Here is a 16,256-nt window from a genome sequence, read left to right on the forward strand (position 1 = left end):
TCTCTGCGTCTCTCTCGCTCAGTCGTCTTCGTTGTCGCCGAAGTCGGGGCGGACGTCCCTGGCGGCCAGGATCTCGTCGTTGGAGGTGCCGGCGGCGACCATCGGCCACACCATCGCGTCCTCGTGGACGATGAAGTCGACGACCACCGGGCGGTCGTTGATGGAGTTGGCCTCCTCGATCACCTTGTCGAGGTCGGCCGGGTCCTCGCAGCGGATCGCGTAACAGCCCATGGCCTCCGACAGCTTGACGAAGTCGGGGACGCGGGTGCCCGCGCTGGGCTGCTTGCCGTCCGCCTCCGGGCCGCTGTGCAGCACGGTGTTGGAGTAGCGCTGGTTGTAGAAGAGGGTCTGCCACTGGCGGACCATCCCGAGGGCGCCGTTGTTGATGATGGCGACCTTGATCGGGATGTTGTTCAGGGCGCAGGTGGCCAGTTCCTGGTTGGTCATCTGGAAGCAGCCGTCGCCGTCGATCGCCCAGACCGTACGGTCCGGTGCGCCGGCCTTGGCGCCCATCGCGGCCGGGACCGCGTAGCCCATCGTCCCGGCGCCGCCGGAGTTCAGCCAGGTCGCGGGCTTGTCGTACTCGATGTAATGCGCGGCCCACATCTGGTGCTGGCCCACGCCCGCGGTGAAGACCGTTCCCTCCGGGGCGAGTTGACCGATGCGCTCGATGACCTGCTGCGGCGACAGCGAGCCGTCCTCGGGCTGGTCGTAGCCGAGCGGGTAGGTCTCGCGCCAGCGGTTCAGGTCGTTCCACCAGGCGCTGTAGTCGCCCTGGTGGCCGTCGTTGTGCTCCTTCTGGACCGCCTGGATCAGGTCGGCGATGACCTCGCGGGCGTCCCCCACGATCGGCACGTCGGCGGCGCGGTTCTTGCCGATCTCGGCCGGGTCGATGTCGGCGTGGACGATCTTGGCGTGCGGGGCGAAGCTGTCCAGCTTGCCGGTGACGCGGTCGTCGAAGCGGGCACCGAGGGCGACGATCAGGTCGGCCTTCTGCAGCGCGGTGACGGCGGTGACCGATCCGTGCATGCCCGGCATTCCCACGTGCAGCGGGTGGCTGTCGGGGAAGGCGCCGAGCGCCACCAGGGTGGTGGTGACGGGCGCTCCGGTGAGCTCCGCGAGGACCTTCAGCTCGGCGGTGGCCTTGGCCTTGAGGACGCCGCCGCCGACGTAGAGGACGGGCCGCTTCGCGGAGGTGATCAGCTTGGCCGCCTCGCGGATCTGCTTGGCGTGCGGCTTGGTGACCGGACGGTAGCCGGGCAGGTCCATGACCGGCGGCCAGGAGAAGGTGGTCTGTGCCTGGAGGGCGTCCTTGGCGATGTCGACCAGGACCGGGCCGGGGCGGCCGGTGGAGGCGATGTGGAACGCCTGCGCGATCACCCGGGGGATGTCATCGGCCTTGGTGACGAGGAAGTTGTGCTTGGTGATCGGCATGGTGATGCCGACGATGTCCGCTTCCTGGAAGGCGTCCGTGCCGATCGCCTTGGAGGCCACCTGGCCGGTGATCGCGACCATCGGCACCGAGTCCATGTGCGCGTCGGCGATCGGCGTGACGAGGTTGGTCGCGCCGGGGCCAGAGGTCGCCATGCAGACACCGACCTTGCCGGTGGCCAACGCGTACCCCTCGGCCGCGTGACCGGCGCCCTGCTCGTGGCGCACCAGGATGTGACGCACGCGGGTGGAGTCCATCAGCGGGTCGTACGCCGGAAGGATGCAACCACCGGGAATGCCGAACACCGTGTCGGCCCCGACTTCCTCGAGGGAGCGGATGAGGGACTGCGCACCCGTGACGTGCTCGGGGGCGGACGGCTGTCCTCCGGAACGGGGCCGCGGCTGCGGATGATGGGCCCCGGTGGCCTGCTCGGTCATCGGCATTCTCTTCTCGATGCTGAGGGTTTTTGCGAAGTTTGTACGGTGTACGACTGCTGCTGGTGCAACAAAAAACCCCTCGTGCCGTCAGGCAAGCGAGGGGAGCGCGCCGGGAGTGGGTCGCTGAGCGGTCAAGGGCTCAGCGTCAGCCGACGCGCTTTCCAAGTACGAGAATTCGGGTGCGCATGGCACTGACCCTCCCCCCGGCACGCACCGCGTGTCAAGGTGGTGGGACGGGAGTCTCATTATGTGAGCGACGGGTGCCGCCGCCTCCGAGAACGGCGGGCACCCCCCGGCCCTGCGGCTCCCGCACACCCGCGAACGCCGGCTCCCCCGGCCCGTGCGGGACCGGGTAGCGGCCGGAGGCGAGCGCCCGGCGCAGCCGGTACTCGTCCACCGGACCGGAGAAGGCCATGCCCAGGCCGTGGGTGCAGCCCATCGCCCGCAGCGCCACCACCTGCTCGGGCAGGTCCACACCCTCGGCCACGGACTGCAGCCCCAGGTCGGCGGCGATCCGCAGCAGCCCGCTGGTGATCTTGTGCAGCCGCGCGGACTCCACGACGCCCTCGACCAGGCCGCGGTCCACCTTGAGCACGTCCACGGGAAGCCTGCGCAGCGCGGCGATCGCCGCGCCGCCACTGCCGAAGCCGTCCAGCGCGATCCGCACGCCGAGTCTGCGCAGCGCGCCCAGGCGGCGCTCCAGCTCGTCCAGCGAGCCCCGTACGTCGGTGTCGGCCAGCTCGATCACCAGCGAACCCGACGGCAGCCGGTACCGGGTGAGCAGGGCCTCGATCGAGTCGGGCGGCATCGAGCGGTCCAGCAGCCGGCGCGCGCTGATCCGGACGGTCACCGGCACCGAGAGCCCGGTGGCGGCGCGCTCGGCGGCCTGCTCCACGGCCTCCTCCAGCATCCAGCGGCCCAGCTCGGCGGTCTTGTCGCTGTCCTCGGCGACCCGCAGGAACTCGGCGGGCGTGAACAGCACGCCCTGCGAGGACCGCCAGCGCGCCTGGGCGGCGACCGAGGTGATCCGGCCGTCCTCCAGGCACACCACCGGCTGGTGCAGCAGCGCGAACTCGCCGTCGTGCAGCGCGGCCCGCAGGCGCGTGGCCAGCTCGGCCTTGCGTACGACGTCCTGCTGCATCTGCGGCTTGTACAGCTCGACCCGGCCCTTTCCGGACGCCTTGGCCCGGTACATCGCGAGGTCGGCGTTGCGCAGCAGCTCGCCCGCGCCCAGGCCCGGCTCGGCGAACGCGACGCCGATGGAGGCGGCGACCCGGACATCGTTGCCGTCGATGACGTACGGCTGCGACAGCGTGAGCCTGAGGCGGTCGGCGAGATCCAGGATGTGCCGTTCGCGGGCGGACCGGTCACGGGTGCCGTCTCCGACGATCAGCGCGGCGAACTCGTCGCCGCCGAGCCGGGAGGCGGTGTCCCCGTGCCGGACCGCCTCCTGGAGCCTGCGGGCGGCCTGCACGAGCAGTTCGTCCCCGGCCTGGTGCCCGATGGTGTCGTTGACGGCCTTGAAGCCGTCCAGGTCGATGAAGAGGACGGCCGTGCCGCGCAGGGCGGCGCCGCGGTCGGAGGCGCGGCGGCCGGACAGGGCCTGCTGCACGCGCTTGGTGAACAGGGCGCGGTTGGGCAGGTCGGTGAGCGGGTCGTGCTCGGCGTTGTGCTGGAGCTGCGCCTGCAGGCGGACGCGCTCGGTCACGTCCCGGCTGTTGAAGATGAGGCCGCCGTGGTGGCGGTTGACGGTGGACTCCACGTTCAGCCAGCCGCCGTCGCCGGAGCGGAAGCGGCACTCGATGCGCGTAGTGGGTTCCTCGTGCGGGCTGGCGGCGAGGAAGCGGCGCACCTCGTGCACCACGCAGCCCAGGTCCTCCGGGTGGATGAGGTTGGCCAGTTCGGTGCCCACCAACTCCTCCGCGGGGCGGCCGTAGACGCCGGCCGCGGCCGGGGAGACGTAGCGCAGGATGCCGTTCGGCGCGGCGATCATGATGACGTCGCTGGAGCCCTGCACCAGGGAGCGGAAGTGGTTCTCCTTCTGCGCCAGTTCCTGGGTGAGGGTGATGTTGTCGAGCAGCATGATGCCCTGGCGCACCACGAGGGCGAGCACGACGGTGCCGCCGGTGATGAGCACGACGCGGTCGACGCTGCGGCCGTTGAGGACGTTGTAGAGGATCCCCAGCGTGCAGACGGCGGCGGCGAGATAGGGCGTGAGGGCGGCCAGCGAGCCGGCGATCGGCCGGGCCGCCGGGAACCGGCTGTGATCACCTCCCTGCGGGGGCAGGTGGTGGTGGCTGCCGCCGCCCCGCTGTCCCGGCAGGTGCTCGCGCACCACGCGCGTGTAGCCCTCGCCCTCCTGCCGCTCCGTGTCGCCGCCCCGGGGGGAGGCCCAGGGGGCGTAGGCGAGCAGCAGCGAGCCGGCGAACCAGCCCGCGTCGAGGAGCTGGCCGGAGCGGTAGTTGCTGTTCATCAGCGGCGAGGTGAACAGGGCATCGCACATCACGGTCAGGGCGAGTGCCCCGATCGCGGTGTTCACCGCGGTGCGGTTCACCGACGAGCGCCGGAAGTGCAGCGCCAGCACCATGCTGACCAGCGCGATGTCCAGCAGCGGATAGGCCAGCGACAGCGCGGTGTGCGACACGCTCGTCGCCTCGGACTGGGCGGCGGTCTGGGCGAGGGCCAGGCTCCACGCCAGCGTCAGCAGGGAGCCGCCGATCAGCCAGGCGTCGAGGCCGAGGCAGACCCAGCCGGCCCGGGTCACCGGGCGCTTGGCGAGCACCAGCAGCCCCACGATGGCGGGCGGGGCGAAGCACAGGAAGAAGCCGTCCGCGTAGCTGGGGCTGGGCACGGGCCGCTCGAGCACGACCTCGTACCACCCCCAGACCAGATTGCCGAGGGACGCCATCACCGAGGAGAGGGCGAACAGCAGCCAGGCCGGCCGGAAGCGGATCCGGCGGCTCCGGGCGTACAGGAAGCACGAGACCGCGGCGGCAGCGGCCGCGGCGCTCAGCCCGAAGTCGCCCATGATCAACGCGAGTTCGTCCGAACCCCAGCCGAGCGCGGAACCGACGGCGTATCCCGCGCACACCAGGGCCAGAACGAGTTGGGGGACCATGCCCGCCCCGCCGCCGGAGGACGGCGGCCGGGGCAGCGCCCCCGACGAAGGATGGGCCCGCAACGCGCCGTTGAGGGTCGTCGTGGGAGGCGGCGGCGAGCTCACCGGTCCCTCCCGGTCCGCGCCGCTCCCGGGTCCCGCGGGTCCCGGTGCGCTGGATGGGCCTGCCTGCGGCGGCTGCTGTGCCTGCGGTGATGGCTGTGGTGTCCGCCGGGACTGCCGTGGTGGCCGCGCCTGCGCGCGGCCGTGCGCCAGGGTCGCCGCCGGCGGCCCCGCCGCGTCGGATCGTTGGTCCATAGGCCGTGCATCGCCCGTCGCCCCCCTCACAGTCTGCAATGTCCATCCCCGGCGCCGAACGGTGCGCGGCGCAGCCCCTGTCGGGACGATACACCAGTCTCGTCACTCAGGGACATAGGTTCTCTACGCTCCGTGACGACCAGCGGGGATGCGGGTACGGACCGCGTCCGGAAGGTTGCGGAGGGTACCCGAACCGGGTTACGTGGCTGTCGCGTTGGTCGACGGGCCGCTGTCCGCACCCGTCGTAAGGATCACGTTGCGCAGCGGCTCCCGGTTCACGAAACGGCTCAACTGCTCGACCAGCAGCCGCTTGGCGCGGGGCATGAAGGCGGACGTCGGGCCACCGACGTGCGGACTGATGAGCACCCCGGGAGCCTGCCACAGAGGGTGGCCCGGCGGCAGCGGTTCGGGGTCGGTGACGTCGAGGGCCGCGGTGATGCGCCCGCTCTCCAGTTCGGCGAGGAGGGCCTTGGTGTCGACGACGCCGCCGCGGGCGATGTTCACCAGCAGCGCCCCGTCCTTCATCCGGGCCAGGAAGTCGGCGTCGACGAGGTGACGCGTGGTCTCGGTGAGCGGGGTGGAGAGCACGACGACGTCCGCCTCGGGAAGCAGGTCGGGCAGCCGGGTGAGTGGATGCACCGGCCCGCGCTCCGTAGTGCGCTCGGAGCGCGCGACGCGCGCCACCCGCGCGAGCTCGAACGGCGCGAGCCGGTCCTCGATGGCGGCGCCGATCGAGCCGTATCCCACGATGAGCACGGTCTTGTCCGCCAGCGCGGGCCGGAAGCCACCGCGCCACTCCCCCTTGTCCTGGGCGCGCACGAAGTCGGGGATGCCGCGCAGCGAGGCCAGGATCAGCGCGAGCGTGAGCTCGGCGGTGCTCGCCTCGTGCACCCCGCGCGCGTTGCAGAGCCGGACGCCCGCGCGCAGATGCCGCAGTCCGGGCTCGACGTGGTCGATGCCGGCGGACAGCGTCTGCACGACCTCGACGGAGCTCATCAGGGGCAGCGGGCGCTGTCCGAGTCCCGGCGGCTTCATGTAGGGGACGACGTAGAAGGCGCACGCGGCGGGGTCCGCGGGATAGTCGTCGGCGCCGTTCCAGAAGCGGTAGTCCGGCCCCTCGGGGAGCCCTTCGATCTCGTCCGGCGGGATGGGAAGCCACACGTCAGCAGTCATGCACCGGAGGCTATGTCAGGTCCCCGGGACGGCAGAGGTTAGGTTGGGGTGGCGGAAGAGGGAGGGTCACGAGCAGGTGGAGCGCAGGACGATCGGCGCGGCGGCGCTCGCGGTGGGGGCTGTCGGACTCGGGTGCATGCCGATGAGCTGGGCGTACAGCGGATCCCGGCAGCGCGGTGACGAGTCGCTGCGGGCCGTGCACCGGGCGCTCGATCTGGGCTCGACGCTGCTGGACACGGCCGACATGTACGGCCCGTTCACCAACGAGCTGTTGCTGGGGCGGGTGTTGAAGGAACGCCGCCAGGACGCCTTCGTGTCGACGAAGGTCGGGCTGCTGGTCGGCGAGCAGCACATCGTGGCCAACGGCCGCCCCGGGTACGTGAAACGGGCGTGCGACGCCTCGCTGCGGCGGCTCCAGACGGACGTGATCGACCTGTACCAGCTGCACCGGGCGGACCCGGAGGTGCCGGTCGAGGAGACCTGGGGGGCGATGGCGGACCTCGTCCGGGCCGGGAAGGTACGGGCGTTGGGCATGTGCGCGGTGGGGGCGCGCGGCGGTCGCCGGTCCGGGAGCCGCCTGCACGACGCCACGCTGCGGCAGTTGCGACGGATGCAGCAGGTCTTCCCGGTGAGCGCGGTGCAGGCGGAACTGTCGGTGTGGTCGCCGGAGGCGCTGGAGTCCCTCCTGCCGTGGTGCGAGGCGCGCGGCATCGGCTTCCTGGCGGCGATGCCGCTGGGCAACGGCTTCCTCACCGGCACGCTGACGCCGGGCGAGGGCTTCGAACCGGACGACGTCCGCGCCCGCCATCCCCGCTTCACGGCGGAGATGATGGCCGCCAACCAGCCGATCGTGGTCGGTCTGCGCCGCATCGCCCGCCGCCATGGGGCAGACGTCACCCCGGCGCAGGTGGCGCTGGCGTGGGTGCTGGCGCAGGGACGGCACGTGGTGCCGGTGCCGGGGGCGAAGCGGGAGCGGTGGGTGACGCAGAACGCGGGGGCGGCGCGGCTGCGGCTCACGGCGGAGGATCTGGCGGAGATCGGGGCGCTGCCCGGGGCGCGGGGGTCCTGGGACTGAGCCGGTGGGTACTTAGCCGGTGGGTACTGAGTCGGCGGGTACTGAGCCGGCGGTTGCCGGGCGGTCTTGATGCGGGAATCATTGATCGGGAACCTGTGAGGCGCGAGCGGTGTATGACAAGGAGAAGCCGTCGCGTCGAAGGGACCATGATCGTGCAACGTCGAGCTGTGTCGGCCGTACTGGCCGCGGCCGCGCTCCTGCTGACGGCCGGGTGTTCCTCCGACGACGAAGGGGGCTCGTCCGGCGCGGGTGACAGCGCGGCGTCGACCGGTGCGGCCTCCCAGGCACCACCGTCGTCCCGGGCCACCGACGACACCCCGCCCGCCAAGGGCTCCGCCAAGGTGGTGCGGACCGTCGCCGAGGGACTGAAGAGCCCGTGGGGCCTGGCCCCGCTGCCGGACGGCGACCTGCTGGTCTCCTCCCGTGACGAGGGCACCATCACCCGGGTCGACACCGAGAGCGGAAAGAAGACCGAGCTGGGCGAGGTGCCCGGGGTGTCCCCGGCCGGAGAGGGCGGCCTGATGGGCCTCGCGCTCTCCCCGGACTACGCCTCGGACCACATGGTCTACGCCTACTTCACCTCGGCCTCGGACAATCGCATCGTCCGGCTGCTCGTCGACGAGGACAAGCCGGCCGGCGAGCAACTGGGCGCCCCGGACACCGTCTTCAGGGGCATCCCCAAGGGCTTCGTCCACAACGGCGGCCGGATCGCCTTCGGCCCCGACAAGATGCTGTACGCGGGCACGGGCGAGAGCGGCGAGGAGGGGCTGTCGCAGGACAAGAAGTCCCTGGGCGGCAAAATCCTGCGGATGACCCCGGAGGGCGAACCGGCGCCGGGCAACCCCTTCCCCGACTCCCCGGTGTACTCGTACGGCCACCGCAATGTGCAGGGCCTGGCCTGGGACACCGAACAGCGCCTGTTCGCCGCGGAGTTCGGCCAGGACACCTGGGACGAGCTGAACGCGATCAAGCCGGGTGACAACTACGGATGGCCCCGGGCCGAGGGCGAGTCGGACGACCCGGCGTTCCACAACCCGATAACCCAGTGGGCCACGGACGAGGCCTCCCCAAGCGGCATCGCCTACGCCGAGGGCTCGGTCTGGACGGCGGGCCTGAGGGGCGAGCGTCTGTGGCGCGTCCCCCTGAAGGGCACGGAGGCCGCGGCCGACCCGCAGTCCTTCCTGGAGGGCGAGTACGGCCGGCTGCGCACGGTGGTCCCGGCAGGCGGCGACAAGCTGTGGCTGACGACGAGCAACACCGACGGCCGGGGCTCACCGGAGGACGCGGACGACAGGATCCTGGAGGTGCAGGTGTCCTAGGCGGCGAGGAACAGGTGTCCTAGCCGGCGAGGTGCAGGTGTCTTAGACCGCGCCGCCCACCCGCTCTCCGTCCTCCGTCGGGAACAGCCCCATCCGGTGCGCCATCGCCGCGGCCTCGCCCCGCCCCGCGACGCCCAGCTTGGCGAGGATGTTGGAGACATGGACGCTGGCCGTCTTCGGGGAGATGAAGAGTTCCTCGGCGATCTGGCGGTTGGTGCGGCCGGCCGTGACCAGCCGCAGGACGTCCCGTTCACGGCTGGTGAGGCCGAGGGTGTCGGCGGCGGGGCGGGGCGCGTCGGGCGTGAGGGGGAGGCGCGCTCGCCGGGCGAGGGAGGCGACCTCGTCGGCGAGGGGGCGGGCGCCCAGGTGGTCGGCGACGGCGTGGGCGAGGCGGAGGAGTTCCGCCGCCGAGGCCCGGTCGTCCTCGCCGCCCGCCGTCACCAGGGCCTCGGCGAGCCGGTGGCGGACGCGGGCGAGGTCGTGGGGCCGCTGGAGGCGCTCGAAGGCGGTGACGACCGACGACCAGAGGTCGGGGGGCGCCTGTCCCTCGGCGCGGTGGAGTTCCGCGCGGACCCACTGCTCGTGGGCGCGCCAGATGGGCGCGTCGGTGGTGAGGGTCTTCACCGCGCCGAAGAGGCGCTCCAGGGTCTCGGTGCGGCCCTCGTCGGCGGCGGGGAGGTCCCGGGCGTCGGCCTCGGCGGTGGCGGCGGCCAGCAGCAGGGGCCAGGCGTAGCGCTGGGTGCCGGGCTGGAAGCCGGCGTCGAGGACGCGCGTGAGTTCGGCGCGGGCGTCCAGGATGCGGCCCTCGGCGGCCGCGAGGGCTATCGCGAGCCGGGACAGGGGCAGGTCGTTCTGCGGCATGGGGTCGTGGGAGCCGTAGGCGAGGCGGCCGTCGGCGAGGTGCCGGGCGGCCTCGTCCAGATGTCCGCGGGCCAGCGCGATCTGGGCGAGGCAGTGGGCGGCGCAGCCGCGCGGCTTGGCGACCTGGCCCACGCGCTGGGCGGCCAGCGCGGCCTGCGCTGCCTCGTCCCAGCGGCCCAGGGAGATCAGTGCCTCGGCGAGGTTGGCCCAGATCCAGGCCTCCGAGTCCCGCAGGCCCCGGTCCTGGGTGAGCCGCAGGCCATCGCGGAGGATCCCGACCGCGTCCTCGGAACGGCCGATGCCTTCGAGGACGGACGCCAGGTTGATGTGGCTGCGGCCGAGCACCGACGGCAGTCCGAGCGGCAGCGCCTGCTCCCGCACCTCGTACATCTGGGCGAGCCCGGTCTCGATGTCCCCGGCGTCGACGAGCAGTACCCCCAGGGTGAGGCGGGCGTTCAGTTCGATGTCGGAGGCGCCCACCATGCGCGCGTACTCGACGGCGCGCTCGGCGGCGGTCATGGCGTCCGGGCCGGGTGCCCGGACCATGGCCCAGGCGGCCGCGGTGGCCAGCACGTCGGCGTGCACCTCGGACGGCGGCAGGCCCCGGACCAGCTCCTGGGCGGTGCCGATCTCCTGCCAGCCGTCGCCGCGGGCCTGGGCCTGGACCAGCCGGGAGCGCTGGATCCAGAACCACGCGGCCCGCAGGGGATCGTCCTCGCCGTCGAGCAGACGCAGCGCCCGCTTGGTGATCTTCAGGGCGCGCTCGCGCTCCCCGCACAGCCGTCCGGCGACGGCGGCCTCGGCCATCAGGTCGAGATAGCGCAGGGGTGTGGTGGCGGGGTCGCAGCCGCAGGGCGGATAGACCTCGGTGTAGTCGACGGGGCGCAGGGTGGCCCGTACGTCCTCGGGCGCGGAGTCCCACAGCTCCATCGCGCGTTCCAGGAGCCGCAGTTGTTCGGAGTAGGCGTGCCGGCGGCGGGCGGTGACGGAGGCGTCCAGCACGGCGGGCAGGGCCTTGGCCGGGTCGTGGGCGTGGTACCAGTAGCTGGCCAGGCGCATGACGCGTTCGTCGGCGGGGACGAGGCTCGGATCGGCCTGGAGGGCCTCGGCGTAGGCGCGGTTGAGGCGGGAGCGCTCGCCGGGCAGCAGGTCGTCGCTGACCGCCTCGCGGACCAGGGAGTGCCGGAAGCGGTAGCCGTCGCCGCCGGGCGCGGCGGTCAGGATGCTGGCGTTGACGGCGGCCCGCAGCGCCTCCAGGAGATCGTCCTCGGCGAGCCGGGCGACGGCGGCGAGCAGCCGGTACTCCACGGTGGAGCCGCCCTCGGCGACGATCCGGGCCACCCGCTGGGCGGACTCGGGCAGGGCCTCGACCCGCACCAGGAGCAGATCGCGCAGGGAGGCGGTGAGTCCGGTGCAGCAGCCCTCGTGGGCGGCGACGGCGAGTTCCTCGACGAAGAAAGCGTTGCCGTCGGAGCGTTCGAAGATCTCGTCGACCTGGGCCGGGTCGGGTTCGGTGGCGAGGATGCCGGCGATCTGGCGGCCGACCTCGGCGCGGCTGAACCGGGCGAGCTCGATGCGGCGGACCGTGCGCAGCCGGTCGAGTTCGGCGAGCAGGGGGCGCAGCGGGTGGCGGCGGTGGATGTCGTCGGAGCGGTAGGTGGCGAGGACGACCAGGCGGCCGGTGCGCAGGGTGCGCAGGAGGTAGGCGAGGAGGTGGCGGGTGGAGGCGTCGGCCCAGTGCAGGTCCTCCAGGACGAGGACGACCGTGCGGTCGGCGGAGACGCGCTCCAGCAGCCGGGCGGTGAGCTCGAAGAGGCGGGCCATGCCGTTCTCGTCGTGCCGCTGGGAGCCGGTCTCGCCGAGTTCGGGCAGCAGCCGGGCCAGTTCCTCCTCCTGGCCCGCCGCGGCGGCGGCGAGTTCCCCGGGAAGTTCGTGGCGCAGGGCGCGCAGGGCGGTGGAGAAGGGCGCGAAGGGCAGCCCGTCGGCGCCGATCTCCACGCAGCCGCCGAGGGCGACGACGGCTCCCGCGCGGGCGGCGCGGTTGGCGAACTCCTCGACGAGACGGGTCTTGCCGACCCCGGCCTCGCCGCCGAGGAGCAGCGCCTGGGGCTCTCCCCCGGTGCCGAAGGCCGGGGAGGTTCCTCCGGCCTCGGCACGGGCGAGCGCGTCGTTCAGGATCTGGACCTCGTCGGCACGACCGACGAACACCGGGCTGACGGACTGGTTCTCCACGGGCCAGAGCATCGCACGCGGCCCTGACGGCGGGGCACCGGTTTTCGTGGTGCGCCCTGGCGCCAGGCCCCCGATGGTCATGCGGTGCGGGTGATCCGCAGGCGGCCGAGACGGGAGGTATGCACCTCGCCCTCGGCGGCTTGGCGGGCCGCCTCCCGGCGGGCGGCGCGGCGGCCGCGGACGATCTCACGGGCCAGCCGGTCGTTCTGGGCCTCGCGCATGAGGTCGGCGGTGCGCAGGCGGTAGAGCTCGTGCTCGAACATGGTGTCCCCTTGGAAGAGTTGGCTTCGCTTTGTTGCGATGCCTCAACTCTCGTCTCCCAGGGGGGTCCGCCACATCGGGAGAGTTCCGCATCTTCGGCGGTGCCCGGGGCCTTAGATGCGGGTGAGGGGCCTCAGATGCTCCGTAAGGTGCTCACGGACGCTCTAAGACCCCTCAGGACCTGCGGTGATTCAGCCGGTGGAAGGAAGGCCGAGCAGGACGTCGGTGTACTTCAGGACGGCCAGCAGCAGGCCGATCACACCGAGCGCGACGCCGCCCCAGGCGACCGACTTGATCCACACGGGCTGCGGCTCGCCGGGAACGCCGAAGGCGGGCCGGGCCAGCACGAAGACGCCGACGATCAGGGCGATGAGCGCGAACAGGCCCGCCCACAGGGCGGTGGTCTGCCAGGCGTCGCCGTAGACCTGCTGGACCTGCTGGGCGACGGTCGCGCTGGAGGAGGTCTCCAGCTGGCCGATGAGGGTCTCGCGCGCGGCGGCGACCGTACCGATCCAGCCGCCCGTCAGCGACACCAGGCCGAGCGCCGCGGAGACGACGGCGCCGGCGCCCTGTCCGACGAAGGAGGTGCCCCCGTCCTTGGTGGTGTCGGCGGCCTCGGCCTCCGTCACCTCGTCCATCACTTCGTCGTCGGGCTCGGTGGCCTCTACGGCCTCCGGCTCCTCGGCTGTCTTCGTCACGTCCACTGTCTTCGTTCCCATGTCTCGCACCGTACGGAGGCTGTCTGAGAGGTTTCTTAATGATCCTTGTGAGCGGTACGCGCGCGTGCGTGCGCCCACTCGGCGGCGAGGATCGCCCACACCTCGGTGTCGTGGCGGACGCCCCGGTGAGGATAGTTCTCCCGCAGGACGCCCTCCCGGGTCATGCCGAGCCGCCGCGCCACATTGATGCTGGGCTCATTGGCCGCCGCCGCGTGCCATTCCACGCGGTGCATGCCGCGCGCGCCGAACGCCCAGTCCAGGAGCGTCCGCATCGCGCGGGTGACGAGTCCGCGTCCGGTCGCGGCCGGCTCCAGCCAGCACCCGACCTCGCAGTTGCGGCTCGCGGCGTCGAAGTTCAGGAAGAGCACCCCGCCGACCAGCTTCCCGTCCAGCCACAGCCCGTGCAGGGACCCGGTGTCGGCGGCCCGCATGTCGGCGTACCGCTGGAGGACCTCGCTGGCACCGGCGGTGTCCTCGGCCTTCGAGCCGAACGGGACGTACTGGTTGATGAACTCCCGGCCGCGCTCCAGGTGCGCGAGGAACTCCTCGGCGTGCCAGGGCTCCAGGGGCCGCAGTTCGGCGCCGTCGTCACCCAGCGATATCGCGTACATCCTGCCGCTGCTCCTTCGCCAGTACGTCCGCCATCTCGGCGTCCGTCGCAGCGGCCAGCCTCTCATGGGCGGCGCGGGCCTCGGGCGGCTCGATGCTGATCCGGGGCAGCCGGGCGTCCAGCCAGCGTGGCAGCCACCAGTTGGCGCCGCCGAGCAGATGCATCAGGGCGGGCACGAGCAGGGTGCGCAGGACGAAGGCGTCCAGGGCGACGGCGGCGGCGAGCGCGATGCCGAACATGGCGATCACCCGGTCGCCGCTGAGCACGAAGGCGAGGAAGACCGAGATCATGATGACCGCGGCGGAGTTGATCACCCGGCTGGTCTCGGCGAGGCCGATCCGTACGGCCCGCCGGTTGTCACCGGTCTCCAGCCACTCCTCGTACATCCGGCTGACCAGGAACACCTGGTAGTCCATGGAGAGCCCGAAGAGCACGGACACCATGATCACCGGGAGGAAGGGCTCGATCGGCCCGGCGCGGCCGAGACCGAGCAGCTCGCTCCCCCAGCCCCATTGGAAGACGGCGACTACGATGCCGAAGGAGGCGGCGACGGCGGCGATGTTCATCGCGGCGGCCTTCAGCGGGATGCCGATGGACCGGAAGGCGAGCAGGAGCAGCAGACAGCCGAGTCCGACGACGACGCCCACGAACAGGGGCAGCTTGCCGACGATGACATCGGCGAAGTCGTCGTAGCCGGCCGTCACCCCGCCGACCTGCACATCGAGCGAGGTGCCGGTCTCCGCGCGCGGGAGCACCTCGGAGCGGAGCCGCTCGACGAGGTCGCTGGTGGAGCGGGACTGCGGCGAGGACTCGGGGACGACCGTGAGGTACGCGGTGTCGCCGGCCGCGTTGAAGGTCACCGGGGTCACCGCGGCGACGCCCTCGGTGGTGCGCAGGGTGGCGTCGAGGCTGTCCAGGGCGAGCTTGTCGTCGCCGCCGTCGACCTGGGTCACCAGGGTCAGCGGGCCGTTGACGCCGGGGCCGAAGCCGTCGGCGAGGAGGTCGTAGGCCTGCCGGGTGGTGGCGGTGTCCGGGTTGTTGCCCTGGTCGGAGGTGCCCAGGCGCAGCGAGAGGGTGGGCAGGGCGAGGATCGTGATGACGACCAGGGCGAGGGCGCCGAGCAGCTTGGGGTGCCGCTCGACGAACGCCGACCAGCGGGCGGCGAACCCGGTCGGCAGCTCGGGTTCGGGCCCGTGCTCGACGAGCCTGCGCCGCTCGCGGCGGCTGAGGGCGCGCAGGCCGATGAAGGACAGCAGGGCCGGCAGCAGGGTCACGGAGGCCGCGACGGTGAGCACCACGGTCAGCGAGGCCGCGACGGCGACGCCGTTGAGGAAGTTCAGCCGCAGGATGAGCATGCCCAGCAGGGCGATGCAAACGGTGGCACCCGCGAACACGACCGCCCGTCCGGTGGTCGCGACGGCCTGGGTGATCGACTCGGTGACGTCCAGTCCGCGCTTCAGGCCGCGCCGGTGCCGGGTGACGATGAACAGCGCGTAGTCGATGCCGACGCCGAGCCCGATCAGCATGCCGAGCATGGGCGCGAAGTCGGCGACGGTCATGACGTGCCCGAGCAGCACGGTCCCGGCGTAGGCGGTGCCGACGCTGACCAGGGCGGTGGCGATGGGCAGCACGGAGGCGGCGAGCGAGCCGAAGGCGAGGAAGAGGACGATCGCGGCGACGGCCACCCCGACCACCTCGGCGAGATGGCCGCCGGAGGACTCGGTGAGCCCGATCGCGGTGCCCCCGAGCTCGACCTGCAGCCCGTCGGCCTCGGCCTCCCCGGCGATGTCGACGACCGCCCGCACTTCGGCGGGGTCGATGTTCTCGGCCCGGTCCTCGAAGATGACCGTGGCGTAGGCGGTCCGGCTGTCCGCGCTGACCTGGGCCGCGCCCTGGCCGCCGTAGGGGCCGGTCACGGCGGCCACGCCGGGCAGCTCGGCGATCTCCTCCAGGGCGCGGTTCATCGTCTGCTGGACGTCGGCGGCACGCACGCTGCCGGCGTCGGTGTGCCAGACGACGGTGTTGCTGTCCCCGCCGAGGCCCTGGAAGCCGTCCTCGAGGAGCTGGGTGGCCCGGCCGGACTCGGTGCCGGCGACCTCGTAGTCGTTGGAGTACGCGGCGCCCGCGGCGACGGCCGCCGCGCTCACCGCGCCGAGGGCGAGAAGCCACAGCAGAACGGCGACAAGGCGGCGCTGGACACACCAGCGGGCGAGGGCTGCCACGAAACGTGCTCCCAGGAGTGCGATTTATGGATCTTTGACCGGGAACAGCGGTTCATGAGGTGAACAACCCGCAAAGAACGCATCAGCAATGCGAGCACCACTCTTACAGCCCAAAGTGATCATTTGATGTGTTCGTGGGCTTATTCACAGGAATGGGAGACGGATCACAGGACAGTAACGGCTGCTGCGCCATGTCAGCCGAACTGATCCCCGAACGCCATCACCCTCACCCCGGCGATCAGCAGCCACAGCGCCCGCCGGGTGCGGCCGCGGGAGCCGAGGAAGGCGGCGAGGCCGCAGACGGCGGCGCCGAGGGCGTAGGCGGCCGCCACGAGCGCCGGGACGGCGCCGGTGGCGCGGAGTGTCGAGGCGGCGAGTCCGGCCAGGGTCAGCAGCACACCTGCAGCGGCCGCCGTCCAGCGGGCCCGGTGCGGTGCGGGGTGCCGGAGGTCTCCGGACGCGCCCAGGGGGATGCATCGGCTGCGATGCATCCCCCTGGG

General features: G+C 72.3%; 11 protein-coding genes. 2 read left to right on the forward strand and 9 right to left on the reverse strand.

Features of this window, described 5'->3' with window-relative positions; all coding sequences use genetic code 11:
- Positions 1–18 precede the first annotated feature (18 nt).
- The 3 genes from ACFYW5_RS00925 to ACFYW5_RS00935 form a co-directional block, all read right to left on the reverse strand.
- Positions 19–1,875, reverse strand: a complete 1,857-nt coding sequence (locus tag ACFYW5_RS00925; protein WP_389414805.1) for an acetolactate synthase large subunit — start codon at positions 1,873–1,875, stop codon at positions 19–21.
- Positions 1,876–2,089: 214 nt separating this feature from the next.
- Positions 2,090–5,092: a putative bifunctional diguanylate cyclase/phosphodiesterase gene (locus tag ACFYW5_RS00930; protein ID WP_389414806.1), complete on the reverse strand. Its 3,003-nt coding sequence runs from the start codon at positions 5,090–5,092 to the stop codon at positions 2,090–2,092.
- Between the two features lie 390 nt (positions 5,093–5,482).
- A complete protein-coding gene (locus ACFYW5_RS00935; protein ID WP_389414807.1) occupies positions 5,483–6,457 on the reverse strand; it encodes a 2-hydroxyacid dehydrogenase in 975 nt (324 codons plus the stop codon).
- A 76-nt stretch (positions 6,458–6,533) separates the two neighbouring features.
- Here ACFYW5_RS00935 and ACFYW5_RS00940 point away from each other — a divergent pair, with 76 nt between their 5' ends.
- Together ACFYW5_RS00940 and ACFYW5_RS00945 are read left to right on the forward strand one after the other, a co-directional pair.
- A complete protein-coding gene (locus ACFYW5_RS00940) occupies positions 6,534–7,532 on the forward strand; it encodes an aldo/keto reductase (protein WP_389414808.1) in 999 nt (332 codons plus the stop codon).
- 113 nt (positions 7,533–7,645) lie between these two features.
- A complete protein-coding gene (locus ACFYW5_RS00945; protein ID WP_389414809.1) occupies positions 7,646–8,851 on the forward strand; it encodes a PQQ-dependent sugar dehydrogenase in 1,206 nt (401 codons plus the stop codon).
- Between the two features lie 42 nt (positions 8,852–8,893).
- Here ACFYW5_RS00945 and ACFYW5_RS00950 read toward each other — a convergent pair whose 3' ends face one another.
- The 6 genes from ACFYW5_RS00950 to ACFYW5_RS00975 all read right to left on the reverse strand — a co-directional run bounded on the left by ACFYW5_RS00950 (position 8,894) and on the right by ACFYW5_RS00975 (position 16,247).
- Complete coding sequence (locus tag ACFYW5_RS00950; protein WP_389414810.1) at positions 8,894–11,956, reverse strand: AAA family ATPase; 3,063 nt, start codon at positions 11,954–11,956, stop codon at positions 8,894–8,896.
- Between the two features lie 65 nt (positions 11,957–12,021).
- A complete protein-coding gene (locus ACFYW5_RS00955) occupies positions 12,022–12,207 on the reverse strand; it encodes a hypothetical protein (protein WP_389414811.1) in 186 nt (61 codons plus the stop codon).
- 189 nt (positions 12,208–12,396) lie between these two features.
- Entirely contained in the window at positions 12,397–12,924 is a 528-nt protein-coding gene (locus ACFYW5_RS00960) for a hypothetical protein (RefSeq protein ID WP_389414812.1), read from the reverse strand.
- A 35-nt stretch (positions 12,925–12,959) separates the two neighbouring features.
- Entirely contained in the window at positions 12,960–13,535 is a 576-nt protein-coding gene (locus ACFYW5_RS00965) for a GNAT family N-acetyltransferase (protein ID WP_389414813.1), read from the reverse strand.
- Complete coding sequence (locus tag ACFYW5_RS00970) at positions 13,513–15,756, reverse strand: MMPL family transporter (protein WP_389414814.1); 2,244 nt, start codon at positions 15,754–15,756, stop codon at positions 13,513–13,515. Before ACFYW5_RS00970 ends, ACFYW5_RS00965 begins: the two co-directional genes overlap by 23 nt.
- A 194-nt stretch (positions 15,757–15,950) precedes the next feature.
- Positions 15,951–16,247: a hypothetical protein gene (locus ACFYW5_RS00975; protein WP_389414815.1), complete on the reverse strand. Its 297-nt coding sequence runs from the start codon at positions 16,245–16,247 to the stop codon at positions 15,951–15,953.
- Positions 16,248–16,256 lie beyond the last annotated feature (9 nt).

The sequence above is a fragment of the Streptomyces sp. NPDC002779 genome (genome assembly GCF_042888685.1).
GTDB lineage: Bacteria > Actinomycetota > Actinomycetes > Streptomycetales > Streptomycetaceae > Streptomyces.

Excerpts from the sequence above, each read along its gene's own strand:
- ACFYW5_RS00925 (WP_389414805.1), bottom strand. The coding sequence starts at position 1,875 with ATGCCGATGACCGAGCAGGCCACCGGGGCCCATCATCCGCAGCCGCGG.
- ACFYW5_RS00935 (WP_389414807.1), bottom strand. The coding sequence starts at position 6,457 with ATGACTGCTGACGTGTGGCTTCCCATCCCGCCGGACGAGATCGAAGGG.
- ACFYW5_RS00945 (WP_389414809.1), top strand. The coding sequence starts at position 7,646 with ATGACAAGGAGAAGCCGTCGCGTCGAAGGGACCATGATCGTGCAACGT.
- ACFYW5_RS00950 (WP_389414810.1), bottom strand. The coding sequence starts at position 11,956 with ATGCTCTGGCCCGTGGAGAACCAGTCCGTCAGCCCGGTGTTCGTCGGT.
- ACFYW5_RS00955 (WP_389414811.1), bottom strand. The coding sequence starts at position 12,207 with ATGTTCGAGCACGAGCTCTACCGCCTGCGCACCGCCGACCTCATGCGC.
- ACFYW5_RS00960 (WP_389414812.1), bottom strand. The coding sequence starts at position 12,924 with ATGGGAACGAAGACAGTGGACGTGACGAAGACAGCCGAGGAGCCGGAG.
- ACFYW5_RS00965 (WP_389414813.1), bottom strand. The coding sequence starts at position 13,535 with ATGTACGCGATATCGCTGGGTGACGACGGCGCCGAACTGCGGCCCCTG.
- ACFYW5_RS00975 (WP_389414815.1), bottom strand. The coding sequence starts at position 16,247 with ATGCATCGCAGCCGATGCATCCCCCTGGGCGCGTCCGGAGACCTCCGG.